At 71.7% G+C, this 19,828-nt stretch carries 11 protein-coding genes; 3 read left to right on the top strand and 8 right to left on the bottom strand.

The window, feature by feature from the left end; all coding sequences use genetic code 11:
- Positions 1-1,155 (top strand): alpha/beta fold hydrolase (locus tag AB0N31_RS14480; protein ID WP_366058691.1); only part of this gene is annotated, 1,155 nt, incomplete at its 5' end.
- Between the two features lie 96 nt (positions 1,156-1,251).
- Here AB0N31_RS14480 and AB0N31_RS14475 read toward each other — a convergent pair.
- The 7 genes from AB0N31_RS14475 to AB0N31_RS14445 form a co-directional block, all read right to left on the bottom strand.
- Positions 1,252-1,539: a hypothetical protein gene (locus AB0N31_RS14475; RefSeq protein ID WP_366058690.1), complete on the bottom strand. Its 288-nt coding sequence runs from the start codon at positions 1,537-1,539 to the stop codon at positions 1,252-1,254.
- Positions 1,540-2,337: 798 nt separating this feature from the next.
- Positions 2,338-3,345 (bottom strand): 2,3-diaminopropionate biosynthesis protein SbnB, encoded by a 1,008-nt coding sequence (gene sbnB, locus AB0N31_RS14470; RefSeq protein ID WP_366058689.1) that lies wholly within the window; start codon positions 3,343-3,345, stop codon positions 2,338-2,340.
- 55 nt (positions 3,346-3,400) lie between these two features.
- Complete coding sequence (gene sbnA, locus AB0N31_RS14465) at positions 3,401-4,348, bottom strand: 2,3-diaminopropionate biosynthesis protein SbnA (RefSeq protein WP_366058688.1); 948 nt, start codon at positions 4,346-4,348, stop codon at positions 3,401-3,403.
- Positions 4,345-5,571, bottom strand: coding sequence for a glutamate synthase-related protein (locus AB0N31_RS14460; protein WP_366058687.1), 1,227 nt, complete (start codon positions 5,569-5,571; stop codon positions 4,345-4,347). Before AB0N31_RS14460 ends, sbnA begins: the two co-directional genes overlap by 4 nt.
- Positions 5,568-6,581, bottom strand: coding sequence for an asparagine synthetase A (locus AB0N31_RS14455; RefSeq protein WP_366058686.1), 1,014 nt, complete (start codon positions 6,579-6,581; stop codon positions 5,568-5,570). Before AB0N31_RS14455 ends, AB0N31_RS14460 begins: the two co-directional genes overlap by 4 nt.
- A gap of 79 nt (positions 6,582-6,660) precedes the next feature.
- Entirely contained in the window at positions 6,661-7,944 is a 1,284-nt protein-coding gene (locus AB0N31_RS14450) for a methylaspartate mutase (protein WP_366058685.1), read from the bottom strand.
- Positions 7,931-8,401 (bottom strand): cobalamin-dependent protein, encoded by a 471-nt coding sequence (locus AB0N31_RS14445; RefSeq protein ID WP_366058684.1) that lies wholly within the window; start codon positions 8,399-8,401, stop codon positions 7,931-7,933. Before AB0N31_RS14445 ends, AB0N31_RS14450 begins: the two co-directional genes overlap by 14 nt.
- 369 nt (positions 8,402-8,770) lie before the next feature.
- Here AB0N31_RS14445 and AB0N31_RS14440 point away from each other — a divergent pair, with 369 nt between their 5' ends.
- On the top strand, positions 8,771-17,611 hold the full coding sequence (locus AB0N31_RS14440) for an amino acid adenylation domain-containing protein (RefSeq protein ID WP_366058683.1): 8,841 nt from the start codon (positions 8,771-8,773) through the stop codon (positions 17,609-17,611).
- 93 nt (positions 17,612-17,704) lie between these two features.
- On the opposite strand, the gene AB0N31_RS14435 is transcribed toward AB0N31_RS14440, so the two are convergent.
- The gene (locus tag AB0N31_RS14435) at positions 17,705-18,691 is read right to left on the bottom strand and encodes a helix-turn-helix domain-containing protein (RefSeq protein WP_366058682.1); all 987 of its coding nucleotides are present in this window, start codon (positions 18,689-18,691) and stop codon (positions 17,705-17,707) included.
- 858 nt (positions 18,692-19,549) lie between these two features.
- Here AB0N31_RS14435 and AB0N31_RS14430 point away from each other — a divergent pair.
- Positions 19,550-19,753: a hypothetical protein gene (locus tag AB0N31_RS14430; RefSeq protein ID WP_366058681.1), complete on the top strand. Its 204-nt coding sequence runs from the start codon at positions 19,550-19,552 to the stop codon at positions 19,751-19,753.
- Positions 19,754-19,828 lie beyond the last annotated feature (75 nt).

The raw sequence follows: 19,828 nt of genomic DNA, 5'->3' as shown, positions 1-19,828 counted from the left end.
CTCCCCCTCACCCCCAACGGAAAAGTCGACACCAAAGCCCTCCCCGCCCCCGACCACCACCGACCCGACCTCACCACCACCTACACCCCACCCCGCAACTCGACGGAGAAGACCATCACCGAAGTGTGGTCCGAGATCCTCGGCATCGACACCATCGGCATCCACGACAACTTCTTCGAACTCGGCGGACATTCGATCAGCTCGGTGCGTGTGGTCTCGCGACTGCGGAAGGCCGGTTTGGGCGTCGCCCTCCAGCAGATCGCGCGCCACCCGACGGTGGCCCAGCTGGCGGCCGCGCTGGACGTCCCGCAACCGGCTTCGTCCGGGCTCGTGGTACTCCTTTCGGCCGTGGCCGATCCCGAGTTGCCTGCCCTGTTCTGCGTGCACCCGGGAGGCGGCAGCACCCACCCGTACCGAGCGCTCTCACGGTGCCTGGCGGGCACGTTCACCGTGTATGGCATCCAGGCTCCGGGACTGAACGCGGACGAGGCGCCGCTCGTCGGGATCGAGTCGATCGCGGAACGGTACTGGCGGGAGATCCGCAGAGTGCAGCCCGCGGGCCCGTGCACGATCCTCGGATGGTCGACGGGTGCTGTGATCGCGCACGCGATGGGCGTGAGGGCCCCGGAGGAGGTCGCCGGCCTGTTTCTGCTGGAGCCGGCGGTGACTGGCCACGACCAGCGGGACCGCTTCCAGCGGCACGCCGAGGTGTACCGCCGGGTGAACGCGTTGTGGCGTCGTGGTCAGAACGAGCACGGCGTCGAACGGATGGCCACGGAGCGGGAGTTGCGGCGCCTGGCGCCGGAGATGAACCTCGACGAGGATCTGGTCACGCTCGATGAGTGGCTGCCCTATGCGGTGCTGGAGGCCGAGGTGCGCTCGCTTGCTGCCTACCGGCCCGGACGCTCGGGGGCCAGGGCGACGCTGTTCGTCAGCGACACGGTGCGTGACGGCAGCGGTGACGAGGTGCCGGAGGCCCGTTACCTCGCCCACTGGCGCGGGCTGTACCCGGAGGGTCTGGCTCAGCGGGCGATGCCGGGCCGCCACATGGAGATGGTCAGGGGCGACGAACAACTGGAACTCGTGGTCTCCACGCTGAGAGAGGCTGTGCCGACGGCTGCCGTCGACCGGGAACGGGAGCTGCTGTCGGCCTGACCGGGAAACCTCGCTGGGATACCGGAGCCGACAGCCAACGAGGGGCACGCCACGATGGCGGTTTCCGGGGATCGTCGCAATACCTGGTTGGTTTGATCAGGCAGTGAGCAGTGCATGCAGGCGCTCGGCTGGGGTTTCCCAGCCGAGCGTTTCGCGTGGGCGGCAGTTGAGCTGGTTGCCGATGGCGGCCCGGTGCTCGAGGGTGCGGACGGACAGGTCGGCCCCTTTCAGGAAGTACTGCCGCGGAATGTTGTTCATGTTCTCGTTCGAGCCGCGCTGTCCAGGGCTTGCCGGGCCGCAGGAGCAGACCGGGATGTCGGTGACGAGGGTGAACTCACCGTGCCGGGCTGTCCCCGAGTCCCGGCCCCAGGTCGGGGACTGCATCGACTGAGCAGGCAGAGTCTGGACGGTGGCTGTCAGCGTGGCAAGGACGGTCTCGGCGTTTTGATCGCCGGCAGGTACAGGAGCATGAGACAGCGAGTCGCGTGTTCGCTCAGGGGGGCGTTGCGCCACTTGTTGCCTGTGCTGCGATCAATGCCGACGATGCGAGACGCTTCGGTGTCGCTGTAGCCCTGCTGCACGAACCGGGAGTGTGCCTCCCGTTCCCGTGACGGCTTTCCGGGACCCTGCGGTCTCCGGTCCCCTCGGATCTCGAAGTCCATCGCATCCCTTGAGCTGGGGTGTTGCAACGTCCACCAGAACCCGAGGACCCCGTGGCGAGCCCTCTCGTTCTGTTCACCGATCCGTCGTCGTCTGTGAGTGGTGGGGTTGCGGCCCCGGAGTGCGCGCCTGGCTCGGTTCCTTCCTGGTCGGTCGCGCCCTGCTCCGCGCCGCCCCGTCCCACCTGGCGTCACCGAGGTCTCGTCCGGACCCGTCAGGACGCAGCGCGCCTCGTGCACCTGGGCCCGGCAGGCCGCCGCGGGGACCCGGCTCGTGCTGTCGGCCAGGGCGGCGGGGCCCGGGGTGCCACTGTCCCGGACCGCCTCGGGCGCACGGCTGGTGACGTCGCAACCCCGCCCTCCCCCTTTCCGTAGCCCCATTTTTTGTGCCCTGTTCCCCAGGAGGCTTTCTCTCTTGCCCTTGTGGCGCACACGACGACGCCCCGGTCGCGTGCCCCCCACCTTGTGTTCGGTGGGAGCACGCGACCGGGGCGTCGGGGGGCAGCGGCCGGAGCCGCCCGGTTCACCAGCGCTTCAAGTCGGGGAAGAAGCCTGGTATCTCGGTGGCCCGGCCGGTGCGCACGGCGGTTCGGTAGATGTGGTAGCCGACGGCCAGGTCGAGGACGCCGAGGCCGAACGGGGAGAACACGGTGGGGCGGTCGTGGCCAAGGGTCACGTCACCGCGCAACACGTCGGCGAGCGTGCCGTCGATGAAGTCGCGCGTGCCGTACTCCGTTTCCGTGAGGTGGGGCGAGGTCTGTGCGGTGAGGCAGTGGTCGATGTCGTCCAGGATGTTGCGGCACTTGATCATGACGGTGGGGTGGATGTCGCGCAGGGACAGGTTCAGGATGAGTTGGCCCGGCAGGAGGGTCTGTCCGTCCGCCAGCCAGGGCGCCGGTGCGGTGGTGGCGAGGATGACCAGATCGGCTGTGGCCAGGGCCATGTCGATCTGTGACACGACCCGGGTCTGCCAGCCGTGGGCTTCGGCGGCGTAGGTGGCGAAGGTCTCGGCGTACGTGTCGACGTGGTCGTGGACCAGGCATTCGCGGATGTTGGTGTCGCGGGCAGCGAGGAAGTCGGAGACGGTCCGGCCGATGATGCCGGCGCCGACGAAGAGGACCGTCTTCGGGGTGTCGCCGTCGGCGAGAGTCTCCACGGCGAGCGCGGCGGACGCCGCGGTGCGGGCGGCGCTGATGCCAGACGCCTCCAGGCAGGCGAACGGGTAGCCGGTCTCGGCGTCGTTCAGCAGCAGGACGGCGGAGGCGCGCGGCAGGTTCTGGCGTACGTTCTGTGGGTAGCTGGCGATCCACTTGAGGCCGGAGACCGGTGTGTCGCCGCCGAGGTGGGCGGGCAGGGCGATGATCCGGGCGCCGGGATCATGCGGGAAGCGCAGGAAGTGGCTGTTGGGGTTGACGGTGGCCCCGCGGCTGTGTTGGAGGTAGGTCTCCCGCACGAGGTCCAGGACGTCCGACGGCGCGGAGCTGATGACGTCCTGGGCGACGGAGCCGTCGATCACGTGGAAGGTCGACATCGGTGGTTGCCTTTCGAGGGCAGGTGGCGTGGGCGAACCGTTGGAGCGGGCGAGGTCATGTCAGGACACCGAAGTTCCGCTCGACCCAGTCGTCGTTGTAGATCGTGCCGAGGTAGCGCTCGCCGAGGTCGGGGGAGACCGCGGCGATGCGGGAGCCGGCTGGGAGGGTGTCGGCCCGGTGGCGGACGGCGGCCAGGACTGAACCGGTGGAGCCGCCGGTGAGCAAGCCGTGGGTGCGGGCGAGCAGTCGGCACTCGCGCACGGCATCCTCCTCGGCGACCAGTACGACGTCGTCGGCGAGGCCGGGTTCGAACAGTTCGGGGATGCGGCTGGCGCCCAGTCCGGGGATGCGTCGAGGACCGGGGGTGGTGCCGAGGATGACGGAGCCGAGGGCGTCCACGGCGACGATCCGGGTGTGGGGCGAGAATTCGCGCAGGTACTGCGCGCAGCCCATGAAGGTGCCCGTGGAGCCGACGCCGATGAACAGGTAGTCGAGGTGTTGGACCTCCTTCAGCAGGGTGCGCGCGGTCTGTTCGTAATGGACGCGCGGGTTGGCCGGGTTGGCGTATTGGTTGAGCCAGACCACGGTCGGGTCCGCTTCGATGCGGCGCCGGATGTGGGCGATGCGTGACTGGAGGAAACCGCCGTTGGTGTCGACGGTGTCGACGACGACCACCTCGGCGCCCAGGGCGCGCATGTGATCGATGCTTGTGGCGTTGGTGTTCGGGTCGACGACGCAGGTGAAGCGGTATCCCTTGGTGGCGCAGATGGAGCTGAGTGCGATGCCGAGATTGCCGGAGGAGGACTCGATCACGCGGGCGCCCGGGGTGAGGACGCCGCGGTGCTCGGCGTCCTGGACGAGGCTCAGCGCGGTCTTGAGTTTGACGGAGCCGGCCGGGTTGAGGCCCTCGATCTTCAGGAAGACGTCCGAACCGGGCACCATCCGGGGCAGCAGGACGAAGAGGTCGTCGGTGACCAGTTCGTAGGCGTGTTCGTAGATCATGACCGGGGCTCCCACAGGTCTTCGGGGCCGGTCTCCTCCGCCGAGTAGCGGCCCAGCGCGCTGACGGCCATGCGCAGTTCCAGCGCCATGGCGTCCAACAGGCGCTCGAGTCCGTGCTCGGGGTCCTCGTCGGCGGCGATCAGGGCGGCGCGGCCGAGGCCGACGGCGCGGGCGCCGAGGGCGAGCAGTTTCACGGCGCGGATGCCGTCCCAGACGCGTCCGCTGGCGAGGAGGGCGCGGCCGGTGGAATCGACTTGGCGCAGGCATTCGGCGAGGGGCAGCCCGACATGGCCGAGGAAGCCGGTGGGGGCCCAGCCGGTGCCGCCCTCGGCGCCGTCGACGGCGACGGCGTGGGCACCGGCGTCCCAGGCGATGGTGGCGGCGTTGCCGACGTCGCGGCCGGGGAACAGTTTCACCCAGCAGCGGGCACGCGGGTAGTTGTTGCGCATGAGCTGGATCTGTCGGCGGAAGATCTCGTCGGTGAAGGTGCCGGGGCTCGCACAGCGCAGGATCGATGAGGCGCCGGGGCCGAGGCGTTCCACTGCGTACTGCCCGGCGAGGTCGGATGCGACCGCTTCGCTGATCATGGTGAGGCCGCCGAGGCCGGGCTTGGCACCCTGGCCGACCTTGAGTTCGAAGCCGAGGCGGCCCGAGGTGAGGAGACCGGTGACGGCCGGGTCGCTGTAGACGTGGTTCCAGACCTCGGAGTCGGCGTCTTCGGTGCTCTGCTGGATGCAGATGCCGCCGACGCCGTCGGGGAGTTCCTCGCAGTATGCCTGGATGCGTTCCAGCAGGCCCTTGCGGTGGTCGTCGCCGCCGGCGCGGAAGCCGTTCATGGGGGCGACGTTCTCGCCGATGACCATGGGGATGCCGAGTCGTCCGGCCTGGCGGCTGAGCGCGAGACTGGTGCCGGCGACGCGGGTGGAGCCGAGCGCCGACAGGTAGACCGGCAGCGGGGAGGTGAAGCCGCCGAGGTCGGTGTCGAGGCGGACGTCCGAGTAGAGGGGTTCGCGGCCGAGGTCGATGAGTGCGGCGAGGCGGCCCGGCATGAAGACGGGCGGGGCCAGGCGCAGCGCGTCGATCTCGTCACCGGTGGGTTCGGGGGAGGCGCCGAAGACGGCGGTGCCGTAACTGTCGAGGGGCGGGAAGACGGCGGCGGCGCCGTTGCGGGCCCGGGCACGGATGGTGTCCTCGGGCAGGCCGGGTGCGGTCAGCCGGGTCACGGCGACACCACCCCTGCGATCTTCGGGAAGGCGGTGGTCTGCCAGGCGGAGTCCAGGCCGGTGACCCAGCGGGTCAGGCGCTCCAGGCCGATGCCGAAGCCGGCGCTGCTGGGGATGCCGTGACGGGCGACGTCGAGGTACCAGGCGTACTTGGAGGGGTTTTCGCCGGTTTCGCGCATTCGGGTGACCAGTGTTGCGTAGTCGAACTCACGTTCGCTGCCGCTGCAGAGTTCGCCGCAGCCCTCGGGGGCGATGAGGTCGAAGTTGAGCAGGGTGCCGGGTTCGGCCGGGCTCTCCTTGTCGTAGAAGCCGCGGGAGCCCTTGGGGTAGCCGACGATGAAGAACGGGGCGTCGGCCTGGAGGGATATGCGTTCCTCGGCCTCCCAGTCGATCTCGGTTCCGGCGTCCTGCGGGTAGCCGTCGCGGCGCAGGCCGTCGACGACCTCGCCGTGCGGGACGCGGGCGAACGGGCGGGCCACGTATCGGCGCAGGGCGTCGGGGTCGCGGCCGAGCACCGCGAGATCGGCGCCGCACTCGTCGACGGCGGTGGTCACGGCGTGGCGGACCAGTTCCTCGGCGACGTCCATGGCGACGTCACGGGTGGCGCCCGCGTACTCGACGTCGATCTGCCGGAACTCGGCGAGGTGACGATGGGTGCTGCTGGTCTCCACGGGTTCGAGACGGACGTTGGGTGCGACGAGGAAAATGCGGTCGAAGGCCAGCAGCGATGCCTGCTTGTAGAGGATGGCGCTGGTCATCAGCTTGTAGCGGTGGCCGTAGTAGTCGACGTCGACCTGCTTGGCGCCGCGCGAGCCCGGGTCGGTGACGGGGCCGATGACCGGGTGAGCCATTTCCACGGCGCCGTCGGAGCGCAGGAAGGCGCGGGCGCCGGCCACGAGTGCCTGCTGGATGCGCAGGGCCGCGCGGGTTCGCGGGTCGCGCAGGTGTTCCAGCGGCGAGGGCAGCCCGGGGGTCTCGAGGGCCGGCGAGAGATCCATCTGGAGTGTCATGTTCGTCCTGTCCTGTCGTTACCGGGTGGGGGTCACCGGCCACCGGCGGCGGAGGGGATCCGGGGCGAGGCTGCTTGGGTCAGCTCGCCCTGCCGAGGAGGGCAGCGGGGTCGTCGTAGCGGTTCTTGACGTGGTTGAGCGCGTGCAGCAGTCCGGACGAGGTCAGTCGCCGGGACGGCGGTGCCGCGGTAGGTCGGCCGAGCGGGAGCGATCCGGTGCGGGACCACTCCAGTCGGCCGCGGTCGGAGATGAAGCTGCGGGTACGTCCCGCGTTGTCGGGGTGCAGGCAGAAGGGGACGTCGAGGTAGCCGTGCGCGAAGGCACGGATCAGGGCCTGGCCGAGGTCGTCGTGCAGGTGCAGGACGGCCTCGACGAGGGAGCGGGCCTCCGCTTCGATGCCGGTGGACGGTGGCGGAGGAGCCGGCCGCGCGGTGCGGGCGGCGGCGGCGGCGGTCTCCAGTGCGGTGACGTTCTCCTCGACGGAGGGGATGCGGGCCGACTCCGCCGGTGTCTTGACGATGAGACGGGCGGCCCCGGTGCGTACGGCGAGCCGGGCCGCGTCCGCGACCAGCCGCAGTGCACCCACCCGGGTCTCCGGGTAGACGCCCATGTACGCGTAGACGACCACGTGCCAGGAGGCGTCCGGGAGGTGGTCGGCGGCCAGGGCGCGCAGTGCGTGGACGGCTTCCTCGTCCTGTTCGGGGCTGATCTGCTGGGCGTAGCTGAGGGAAACGCTGCGCAGGCCGTGTCGGTGGAAGAACTTTGCTTCCAGGACGGAGAGAGCGACGAGAAGGGAGGGCGGGCAGAGCTGGCCCAGCATGCAGCCGCCGAAGGTCTCCAGATGCGGTTCGACGCCGGTCTCGCGCAGGGCGGCGAGGCTGCGGCATGCTTCGGCCCAGGCGCGGACCGAGGTGGCCAGCGGGGTGCGGCCGTAGGGCAGGCAGTAGGAGACGGGGCCGCCCTCGGTGGCGTCGAGTCCGGCGGCGATGAGGGCTTCGACGATGCGCCCGGGCCGTGCGGAGCCGTGCCGCACCTGCACGGGGAAACCGGGCCCGTGGACGCCGTCGAGAAGACCGGTGGTGGTCTCGCGGTCCATGCTGACCAGCGGATAGCCGTTGAGGTGGTGGCCCTGGGCGATGGCGCGGGCGGCGGCGGTGTAGTCGCCGACGCGGGTGAAGCTGTCCAAGGTGAGGGTGCCGACCGTAGTGGCGTCGGCGGCCCGGGTGGCGATCAGGCCGGCACGCATCCGGGCGGGGTCGGCGAAGCCCATGCGGGGCTGCACGACGAGGGTACTGGTGCGAACGGCGTCCGCCATGAAGCGGTGGAAGGCGCCGGCGGGCGGGGCGGGTTCAGCGGACGGCATCGGCGTGGGACCTTCCGTGCTGGCGCTCGTGCGGGCCGTCCAGGAGGGCGAGCAGTCCGGGAACGGCGTTCGCGCCGGTCAGGACGGCGTCGAAGCCGGCTTCGGTGAGCGCGGCGTGGACTTCTGGGGCGGGACTGCCGGAGGTGTCCAGCTTGCCTCCGACGACGAGCGGCACTTCGGTCAGCGCGGGTACGGCGCGCACCGCCCGGGCCAGACCCGGGGCCTCTTCGGCGCCGTGTCCGTTGACCGTGCTGACGACGATGAGGTCGGGCGTGCGGGCCGTGGCCTCCTCGACGAGGACGCCGACCGGGACGCACGCGCCGAGATTGGTGACCTCCCAGCCCTGCTCCTCGAGCAGCAGTTGCAGGAAGAGCAGGTTCCAGGTGTGTGAGTCCGAGGCGATGGTGGTCAGAACCGCGTGACGCGGGCTGTCCGGGGGCTGGTGATGCGGGTACACGACCGGCTTTTCCTCTCGACACCGTGATGGGGCCGCGACCGCTGCGATCGGGCCGGGTGCCCGTGAAGGCCCCCAATGGGGCGTCCGGGCTGTCCACTAGTGACGCCGTCCATGGTGGTCAGCGGTGATTGCCGGCGGCACTGGGCAGTTGTGACCACCCCACGGGGCGTCATTTGTGCCCACTGGGGGCCCCCGCCCGCGCGCCCTAGCGTGCATGTCGCGGACGTTCTGCCGGGGCCGTGGTCTTGCCGGCGGCGCGGCTCCCGGCCCGTCCGGGGCCCCCGCCCCACCCCTCACCGCCCGTCGTACGACGTGCCGCCCGTGAATCGCTTGTACCGCTGACGATGTCCTGACGATGGGGAGTGAACGGTGGCTGATCACCAACTGGGGGAGCGGAGGCACGAGTCGGCAGACATGGAGCCGCTGGAACTGCCTTCGGACCGACGGCCGTCGGACGACGGCCCGGGCCCTGCGGACCGGGTCCTGTTCGACATACCCGCCCGGACCGCGGACGCGCTGGCCGCGCTGGCCCGCGACGGCGGCGTGGAGCTCCCCGCGGTCCTGCTGACGGTGTTCCACACGCTGCTGGGGCGGTACGCCGGCCGGGGCGACGTCCCGGTAGCGGTGCCGGTGGACACCCCGGACACGGCGATCATGGTGCGGGGCGCGAACGGCGATCCGGCGTTCACCGAGGCCGTGGCGCACGTCGCGCGGGGCATGGCGGACGCCACCGACCGGGGGCCGGTGCCGCTTGCGGTGCCGGCGGACGCGGTGGCGTGGTTCGCGTGGCGCACGGCCGTCCAGGAGGCCGCCGTATTTCCGCCGGACGCACACATCACCCTGGAGGTCGTCGCGGACGGCGGCGGACTGAGCGGTGTCCTCGGCTACCGGACCGACCTGTTCGAGCGGGCCACGGCGGAGCGGATGGCGGGGCACCTCGCGACACTCACGTGCTCCGCGACCGACGCGCCCGGGGAGCCGCTCAGCGCGCTGGAGATGCTGACGGAGCCGGAGCGGCACCGGATCCTGACCGAGTGGAACGGACCGCGGTCCGCGTTCCCGGACACCGCCACCGTGCACAGGCTGGTGGAAGAGCGTGCCGCTCACCAGCCCGATGCGGTGGCCCTGGAGTACGGCGGGCGACGGCTGACCTATCAGGAGCTGGACGAGCGGGCCGAAGGGCTGGCGCGGTACCTGGCGGAGCGGGGCATCGGTCCCGGCGCGCTGGTCGCGGTGTGCCTGGACCACGGCCCGGACCTGGTGTGCGCGCTGCTCGGTGTGCTCAAGTCGGGCGCTGCCTACGTGCCGTTGGACCCGGCCTACCCGGCCGAGCGGCTGCGGTACATGGTCGAGGACAGCGCCGCCCCGGTGGTGGTGACGCAGTCCGCGTACGCGGGCCTGTTCGCATCGGGCACCGCGCTGCTGCTGGCCGACCGGGAGTGGCCGGCCGGCACCGGCACCGCCCCGGCCGTCGCCGCCGGCCCGGACGACGTGGCGTACGTCATCTACACCTCGGGTTCCACGGGCCGCCCCAAGGGTGTGCGGGTCGGGCACCGGGGCGTTGTCAACTACCTGCACTGGTGCGACCGGAACTATCCGCCGGCGCCCGGCGCGCGGACAGGTTCGCTGCTGTGCTCGTCGGCGGCGTTCGACCTGACGGTGACCGCGCTGTTCCTGCCGCTGGTGCAGGGGCTGTGCCTGGTGGTGCCGCGGCCGGAGCCGGGCCGCACGGTGTTCGACGCGGCCGTGGACATCGTCGCGTCCGGTGTCCCGATCAGCTTCCTGAAGGCGACGCCTTCGCACCTGGAGCTGCTGACCGCCCGCCTGGAGCAGGACGGCGTCCGGCACGCCATCGGCACGGTGGTCGCCGGCGGCGAGGACCTGACACCGGCGCTGGCGCATCGGGTGCTGGCCCTGGGCGGCGGGGACACGGCGATCGTCAACGAGTACGGGCCGACCGAGGCGACCGTCGGCAACGTGGTCGGCCGGACGGTGTCGGTGGAGCCGACGGCGGACCACGTGCCGATGGGCCGGGCGATCGACAACACCGAGGTCTACGTGGTCGGGGCGCACGGTGAGGTCCAGCCGGTCGGAGTGCCCGGTGAGCTGCTGATCGGCGGTGTCAACGTGGCCCTCGGCTATCTGGGGCGGCCCGAGCTGACGGCGCGGCGGTTCGTGCCGCACCCCTTCTCGGCCGATCCCGAGGCCCGCGTGTACCGCACCGGCGACCTGGTGAAGTGGCTGCCGGACGGGCGCTTGGTCTACCTGGGCCGGATGGACGACCAGGTCAAGCTGCGCGGACACCGGGTGGAACTCGGAGAGATCGAGAACGCCCTGCTGTCCCTGCCGGACGTCGCGGCGGCCACGGTCGTGGTCCGCGAGGACGCCCCCGGTGACAAGCGGCTGGTGGCGTACCTGGTGCCGGCCGGCGGCGCGGCCGTGGCCGTGGCCGGGCTGCGCGCGGCGCTGGCGCGGGAGCTGCCCGCGCACATGGTGCCCGTCCGGTATGTCGTACTGGAGCGGCTGCCGCTCACCCCGAACGGCAAGGTGGACCGGCGGGCCCTGCCCGCACCCGAGAGCCACCGCCCGGACATCTCCGCCGCGTTCACCGCGCCGCGTACGCCCACGGAGCGGGCGGTCGCCGGCATCTGGGCCGAACTGCTGGGCGTCGACGCGGTCGGCGCGGACGACGATTTCCTCGAACTGGGCGGGCACTCCCTGCTGGCCGCCCAGGTCGCCTCCCGGCTGCGCCGGGACCTCGGGGTGGACGTGCCGCACCGGACGCTGTTCGACGCGCCGACACCGAAGCTGCTGGCGGCTGCAGTGGACACGCTGGGACCGGGCACCTCCGCCGCGATCCCGCGGGCGGACCGCTCGGCAGGATCCCTGCCGCTGTCCTTCGCGCAGCAACGCCTTTGGTTCCTTGACCAGTTGGCGCCGGGCCGGGCCGAGTACACGATCCCGGTGGGGCTGCGGGTGAAGGGGGACTTCGTGCCGGACGCGTTCAGCGCCGCGCTGAAGGCGCTGGCCGCGCGGCACGAGATCCTGCGGACCCGGTTCGTCGCGGACGGCACGGGACGCCCGTTCCAGGTCGTCGACGTCGTGCGGGAGGTGCCGGTGGACGTCCATGACGCCCGGCACCTCGGCGCCGGCGCCGCGCGGGAGATTCTGCGCGAGGCGGCGGGAAGGCCGTTCGACCTGGCCGCGGGGCCGCTGCTGCGCGCGGTGACGGTACGGGTGGCCGACGCGGAGTGGCTGCTGCTGCTCGCCGTGCACCACATCGTCTCCGACGGCTGGTCGGAGGGCATCCTGGCGCGGGAGCTGGGCGAGCTGTACGGAGCGGCGGTGGCCGGCCGGCCGGCCGGCCTGACCCCCCTCGGCCTGCAGTACGCGGACTTCGCGAGCTGGCAGCGCGAGGCGCTGGACGGCCCGGCGCTGGCAGGACAGTCCACGTACTGGCGGGAGCGGCTCGCCGGAGTGCGGCCGCTGGAACTGCCGGCCGACCACAGGCGGCCGGCCGAGTGGTCGGGCCGGGGCGGCACGGTCTCCTTCTCGGTGCCCGCCGACGTGGCCGGCGCGGCCCGGCGGCTGGCGGCGGGTCAGGGAGCGAGCCTGTTCATGTCCCTGCTCGCGGTGTTCCAGCTGCTGATGGCGAAGTACAGCGGCCAGGACGACATCGCGGTCGGCACGCCGATCGCGGGCCGCAACCGGGCCGAGACCGAGGACCTGATCGGCTTCTTCGTCAACACCCTGGTCCTGCGCACGGACCTGTCCGGCGACCCCGCCTTCACCGAGCTGCTGGCCCGGGTCAAGGACACCGCGCTTGGCGCCTACGACCACCAGGACCTGCCCTTCGAACGCCTCGTGGAAGAGCTGGCCCCCGACCGGGACCTGTCCCGCAACCCGCTGTTCCAGACGATGTTCGTGCTCCAGAACACCCCGGACGGCCATGCGTGGCGACTGCCCGGAACGGTCGTGGAGCCGGTCGCGGTCCGTGCGGAGGAGGCCAAGTTCGACCTGACCCTGTTCCTCACCGAGCGGCCCGACGGCTCGCTCGACGGCGATCTGGTCTTCGCCCTCGACCTGTTCGCACCGGACACGGCCGAGCGGCTGGCCGAGCACTTCACCACGTTGCTGCGCGCGGCCGTCGCCGGCCCGGAGCGCCGGCTGTCGGATCTGGAGGTGCTGGCCGGCGCCGAGCGGCGCCGGGTGCTGGCCGACTGGAGCAGGGCGGAGGCCGCCGCGGACACCGGGGCCGAAGCCGGTGCCGGGGCGACCGTGCACCGGCTCGTCGAGGAGTGCGCCGCTCTGCGGCCGGACACCACGGCGGTGCTCTCGGCCGGCAGGGAGCTGACCTACCGGGAGCTGAACGCGAGAGCCAACCAGCTGGCCCGGCACCTGCGTTCTCGCGGAGCCGGTCCCGGGACCGCGGTCGCCGTGTGCCTGGAGCGCGGCCCCGAGCAGATCACCGCACTGCTCGCGGTCCTCAAGTCCGGCGCCGCCTACGTGCCGTTGGATCCGGAGCACCCGTCCGACCGGCTTGCCTACATGGCCGAGGACGCGGGGGCCGCACTCGTCGTCACCGACGCCGTCGGGGCCGCACGGCTGCCCGAGGAGCCCGGCCGGTTCCTCACCGACCGGGACTGGCCGTCCCTCGCGGACCTGCCGGCGCACGACCCGGAACCCGCGGCGACCTCCGGCGACCTGGCGTACGTGATCTACACCAGCGGCTCCACCGGCCGGCCCAAGGGCGTCGAGGTCGAGCACCGCAGCCTGGTCGGCCTGGTCCGCTGGACGGCCGACACCTTCGGCGCGGCCCCGGGCCGGCGTGTCGCGTTGCTGGCGGGGGTCGGGTTCGACGCGGCGGCCTGGGAGCTGTGGCCCGCGCTGGCGACCGGTGCCACCGTGTGCGTACCCGACGACACGGTGCGGCTGACGCCGGAGCTGCTCCAGCGCTGGCTGACCGAGCGACGGGTCACGGGCACCTTCGTCTCGACACCGATGCTGGAGGCGCTGGCGGCCCTCGACTGGTCGGAGCCGACCTCCCTCGAGTATGTCCTGACCGGTGGTGACGCCCTGCGTCTGCCGGCCGGGCTGCGCCTGCCCTTCCGCGTCGTCAACAACTACGGACCCACCGAGTCGACGGTGGTGACGACCTCGGCCGAGGTCGTCCCCGGCACGGCCGTGCCACCGATCGGCCGACCGGTGCGCGGCACCTTCGTGTACGTCGTGGACCGCCACGGCCGGCCGGTGCCGACCGGAGTGCCGGGCGAACTTCTCGTCGGTGGGACCGGGCTGGCGCGCGGGTACCGGGGGCAGCCCGGGCAGACGGCGGAGCGGTTCGTGACCGTCCACATCGACGGCGCGCCGCGCCGGGTCTACCGCACCGGGGACCGGGTGCGCTGGCTGGCCGACGGGCAACTGGAGTTCCTGGGGCGGCTGGACGAGCAGGTGAAGCTGCGCGGGCACCGTATCGAGCCCGGTGAGATCGAGGCGGTACTGCTGGCCGGCCCCGACGTCGCCGCGGCCACCGTCGTCGTCCGCGAGGACGCCCCCGGCGACAGGCGGCTGGTCGCCTACGTCGTCCCGACGGCGGACGGTACGGTGTCGGGCGAGGCCCTGCGCGGGCGGCTGCGCCGAGAACTGCCCGACTTCATGGTGCCGTCCGCGTTCGTGGCGCTGGAGCGGCTGCCGCTCACCCCGAACGGCAAGGTGGACCGGCGGGCGCTGCCCGTGCCACAGCCCCGAACGTCCGCGGCCGGTGGTCCGGCCCCCCGTACTCCGGTCGAGCGCGCGATCGCGGCGGCCTGGTCCCAGGTGCTGGGCACCGAGGTCACCGGTGTGGACGACAACTTCTTCGAGCTCGGCGGCCACTCCCTGCTCGCCACCCAGGTGACGTCACGGCTACGGGACGCGCTCGGGGTGGAGGTGCCGGTGCGGACCTTGTTCGCGGCACCCACCGTCGCCGGGCTGGCCGCGGCCGTGGCGGAGCCGGCGGCGGACGGAACGGCCGGCGTCGAGCGGATCGTGCCGGCCGACCGGACCGGCGGGCCGCTGCCGCTGAGCTTCGCCCAGCAGCGGTTGTGGTTCCTGGACCGACTGGAGCCCGGACGCGCGGAGTACACCGTGCCCTTCGCGCTGCGCGTCAACGGTGCGCTGGACACCGCGGCCCTCGACGCGGCTCTGACCCGCATGCTGGCGCGGCACGAGATCCTGCGGACGCGGTTCGTCGCCGACGAGGACGGGGAGCCGGCGCAGGTCGTCGATCCGCCGGCACCGGTGCGCACGGCCGTCCACGACCTGCGGCACATCGCCGATCCCGAGGAGCGGCTGGAGGCGGCACGACGCTTCGCCCAGGCGCAGGCCGCCCGTCCGTTCGACCTGGCGGCGGGACCGCTGCTGCGCACGCACCTGGTGCGGCTGGCCGACGAGGAGGCGCACCTGCTGCTGACGGTGCACCACATCGCCTGCGACGGCTGGTCGGAGTCGCTCATGGCGCGCGAACTGCGGGAGGGCTACCGGGCGACGACGACCGGCACCCTGCCCAAGGACACGGAACTGCCGGTGCAGTACGCGGACTTCTCCGTGTGGCAGCGGCAGAGGCTCTCCGGTGAAGTGCTGCAGGAGCAGTTGGCGTACTGGCGGGAGCGGCTCGCCGGTGTGGAACCGCTGGAACTGCCGACCGATCACCGCCGTCCGGCGGGACGGCCCGGCGGCGGCGACACCGTGACGTTCGAGGTGAGCGCGGTGGTGGCCGCCGGACTGCGGAAGGCTGCCAGAAGCGGCTCCGCGAGCCTGTACATGGTGCTGCTGGCGGCCTTCCAGGTGCTGCTGGCCAAGTACGGCCGCCAGGACGACGTGACCGTCGGCAGCCCGGTCGCCGGCCGCAACCGCGCCGAGACCGAGGACCTGATCGGCTTCTTCGTCAACACCCTGGTCATGCGCACCGACCTGTCCGGCGACCCCGCCTTCACCGAACTCCTCGACCGGGTCAAGGACACCGCGCTCGGCGCCTACGACCACCAGGATCTGCCCTTCGAACGCCTCGTGGAGGAACTCGCCCCCGACCGCGACCCGTCCCGCAATCCCCTGTTCCAGACGATGTTCGTGCTCCAGAACACACCGGACGAGCACGGCTGGAGCCTTCCGGGGCTGGACGTGCAGCCGTTCACGGTCACGCTGCCGGATGCCAAGTTCGACCTCACCCTGATGATGTCCGAGGACGCGGACGGCGGCCTGCGCGGCGTCCTGGAGTACCGGACGGACCTCTTCGAACGGGACACGGTCGCCCGCCTGGCCGGCCACCTGGGCACCGTGCTGGAGACGGTGGCCCACGAGCCCGCGGTACGCCTGTCCGGGCTCTGCCTGCTCACCCCCGAGGAGCGGCGGCGGACGGTGGTCGAGTGGAACGACACCGCCACCGCCTTCCCGGACACTGCCACGCTGCACGGTCTGTTCGAGGAGCGGGCGGCACGGCAGCCGGACACGGTGGCCATCGAGGGGCCACAGGGCATGCTGACCTACGGCGAGCTGAACGCGCGCGCCAACCGGATCGCTCACCACCTGCGCACCCAGTACGGAGTGCGGCCGGACATGCCGGTCGCGGTGTGTCTGGAGCGCGGCCCGGATCTGGTGACGGCCGAGCTCGCCATCCTGAAGGCGGGGGCGCCGTACGTGCCGCTCGACCCGGACTATCCGGCCGAGCGCCTGGCGTACATGGTGCGGGACACCGCGACCCCCGTCGTCCTCACCGCTACCGCGCACAGCGGCCGGCTGCCCTCGGACGTGCCGCTGCTGCTGCTCGACGAGGACACCGCGACGCTGGCCGGCGAGCCGGAAACCGACCCCCGTCCGGTCACCGCACCGCACCACCTGGCCTACCTGATCTACACCAGCGGATCCACCGGCCGTCCCAAGGGCGTGCAGGTCGAACACCGCAGCGTGGTCAATCTGGTGCACTGGACAGCGCGGGAGTACGGGCTGGAACCTGGTCAGCGGATCGCGCTGTTGGCAGGGATCGGCTTCGACGCGGCGGCGTGGGAGCTGTGGCTCGGCCTGACTCGGGGAGCGACCTGCTGCGTCACCACCGAGACGGTCAGGCTCACCCCGCACCTGCTGCGGGACTGGCTGTGCCAGCAGCGCGTCCACGCCACGTTCCTGTCCACGCCGATGCTCGAGGCTCTGGTGGCGCTGCCGTGGGCGGAGGAGAACACCCTCGACTACGTGCTGACCGGTGGTGACCGGTTGCGGATGCCGGCACAGGCCCGGCTGCCGTTTCGCGTGATCAACAATTACGGTCCCACCGAGACCACGATCATAGTCACCTCAACGGTGGTCGAACCCGGCGATGCGGTCCCGCCGATCGGCCGGCCCATCGCCAACGTCCTGGCGTTCGTAGTGGACCAGCACGGCCGACCGGTGCCGGTCGGGGTGCCCGGCGAACTTCTCCTCGGGGGGGTGCCGGTGGCCCGCGGCTACCGGGACAGGCCGGAGCTGACCGCGGAGAGGTTCACCGCGTACGAGGCCGAAGGGGTGAGTACCAGGGTCTACCGAACCGGTGACCTGGTGCGGTGGCGGGCGGACGGGCAGCTGGAGTTCCTGCGGCGGATCGACAACCAGGTGAAGATCCGCGGTAACCGCATCGAGCTCGGCGAGATCGAGGCCTCTTTGCTGACCCACCCTGGCATTGGCGAGGTCAGTGTGGTCGTCCGCGAGGACACGCCCGGCGACAAGCGGCTCGTGGCTTATCTGGTGGCCACCGGCGCGGACGCGCCGAGCACCGCGGAACTCCACGCCCACCTGGGGCGGTTCCTGCCCGACTACATGATCCCGGCGGCGTTCGTCACGCTGGAGCGGCTACCGCTGACCGCCAATGGCAAGGTGGACCGGGCGGCCCTGCCGGTACCGGACCACCAGCGGCCAGACCTGGGGACGGAGTACACCGCGCCGCGCAACGCCGTCGAGCGGACCGTCACCGTCGTGTGGCAGGAGCTGCTGGGCATCGAGCGTGTCGGCGTGCACGACAATTTCTTCCAATTGGGCGGGCATTCGCTGCTTGCCACACAGGTAGCCTCTCGGCTGCGAAAAGCGCTGCGAGTCGACGTGCCGGTGAGGGTCGTATTCGACTCTCCCACTCCGGCGCAACTCGCCCAGGGCATCGCAGACCTGATGATGGAGGCGATCACGGCGCAGTTCACGCCGGCCGGGTGATGACATCCGGTGCCATGCGGTGAAGGGGCCGGACCTCGATGACGAGGTCCGGCCCCTTCACGGTGCGCCCGCTCGCACCGGGTGCGCGACGGTTCAGGCCACGTCCTCGGCGCGGATGCCGCCGCTGGCGAGCGCGAGGACACCGAGCTGAAACCGGCTCTGGGCACCGAACCGGTCGGTCAGCTTCTCCGAGAGCCGGCGCACCGTGCGCAGTGAGACGTCCATCCGGCGGGCCGCCGCGGCGTCCGTGAGCCCCTGCGCCCACAGGCGGAGCACATGCTGCTCCTGGAGGGAGAGGTTGCCGCGGGTACGAGGGCGCGCCTCGGCAAGCGGCAGGGCTTCCTTCCACAACCGGCTGAACAGGGTCGCAAAGGCTTCCGTAACCGATTCGACGCCGCATGCCATCGCGCCGACCACGCTGCGGCCGCCGATGACCGGCACCACGACGTGTTTGCGATCGGAGAGGAACATCCACACCGGCAGCGAAGGCAGGGTCCGGACAGTGCCGCCGCACTCCTCGGTCCGGCGTAGGTGCTCCGTTGCCTCAGGGTCGTTCCGGACGCTCTCCAGCACGATGGCGCGTGCGGGAGTGCCGCGCCGCCGCAGTATCTCGTCCACCGGGCGGCCCGCATCGAGGACCACCGCGTCCAGCCGCTCGGCCGGGCCGACGGCCAGCCATTCGTTCGTGCATTCCTCGGCGAGAGAGGTGATGTGCCGCCACACGGCGTCCGTGCCGGCCAGCCACTCGACGTCCGGAATGCTCGCCCGGCCGCGCTCCGACAGCAGCCGCGTCACCTCCAGTCGGCTGCCCTCCACCTGGAGGCGGTGACGGGCAAGTTCGTCCTGCTGCCGGGCGAGCATCGCTGCCAGCCCGACCTCGGGATCGACCGGGCGCCAGCCGCTCGCGGAGTCCCCCGGCACGACGAGCAGTAGGGCAGACAGCCGCTCCAGCCCATTTCGGACCGTTTCCTCAGTCTCCTCCAGATGCTCGGCCAGCTCGGACACCTGCGCGCGGGGTCGGTCGACCATCGCGATGTACACACTTCGCGCAACGGAGTCGATATCCAGAGAGGTCCGCATGTCGTCCACTCCTGTATGTCTTGTCGTACGGCACCTGTTCGCTGCGGGACACGAGTTGAGATCGGGCCGACGGCGTTCCCTCGGGGAATGACCGCGGGCCGTCGGCCGGACACCAGTAGAACGGGAGCCGCCGCGACGACGGATGCGGGCCGATCCCCCAAGTTCCCCGCAGACAAGCGCGCCCGGGGCGGGTGAGGACATCACTGCGGACGGTGCTTGCGTCCGAGCGTCAATCCCCGGCGCACATGGCCACTGCACCCGCCGGACGAATCGGACACCACCGTGCGCACCGGCTGCTTCGTCGGCCGCCGACGCCTGCCTCGTGCGCACGTGCGCGTGCTCGTCGGGTCGTGCACACCCCCATATACCTGCAAGGCCAACCGCCCGCCCCGTACACCTCGGCCACGCGGCACCCGGCCCTGACACCAGCCGCGCACACTCCGCCGGCCTGCTCTTTCATCCCGTCAGGCGACACAGCCCGACCTGGTGCCGCGCGCTCCGCGGCCTCCTGCCCCCATCGGCCGGCGGCACCGGGCACGGGCTGCCGGAGAATATGGGGGACAGTTCCCTATGCGGGCCCCCACCACATCTGTGACCTTGTTCTCGTGACCGCATCAGCCGCACTCGCGACTCCCCCCGACGCGACCCCCCGGGCCCCCGCCCGGCGGGCCGCCACGATCCTTCAGGCCGGCACCGGCCGCGACCCGCTCCGCACCGGCGCCCCCGTCCCGACCACGCCGATCACCGAACTTCGCTGTGCCGGCCGGACCTTCGCACGCTGAAAGTCACCGGGCGGACCTCCTGATGCCGCTCGTTCACCTTCCCGCACCTGCCCTTACAGACACGAGGTTCCTCATCATGGCCGAGCTCCGTCGCGATGCCTCCTCCGCTCCCGCCGACCTCCCCGCCCGTCCGGCCGACACGGACGCCGCCGGCGGCATCACCTTGTCGGGCCGCAACCGCGCCTGCGCCCGAGCCCGTGTCCTGGCGGGCATGGTCCTCACCAGCGGTCTCGTCATCACCCTGACCTCGATCGACACCTCGGTCTCCGCCCCCCACTGAACGCCCGCACCGCACCGGGCGTCGGCGACAGCAGGACCGGCCGCATTTCATCCCCGCCGGTAACGCAGGGCGCAC

The sequence above is a fragment of the Streptomyces sp. NPDC051051 genome, from assembly GCF_040682975.1.
Taxonomy (GTDB): Bacteria; Actinomycetota; Actinomycetes; order Streptomycetales; family Streptomycetaceae; genus Streptomyces.
This window is presented reverse-complemented; position numbering and strand designations above follow the sequence as displayed.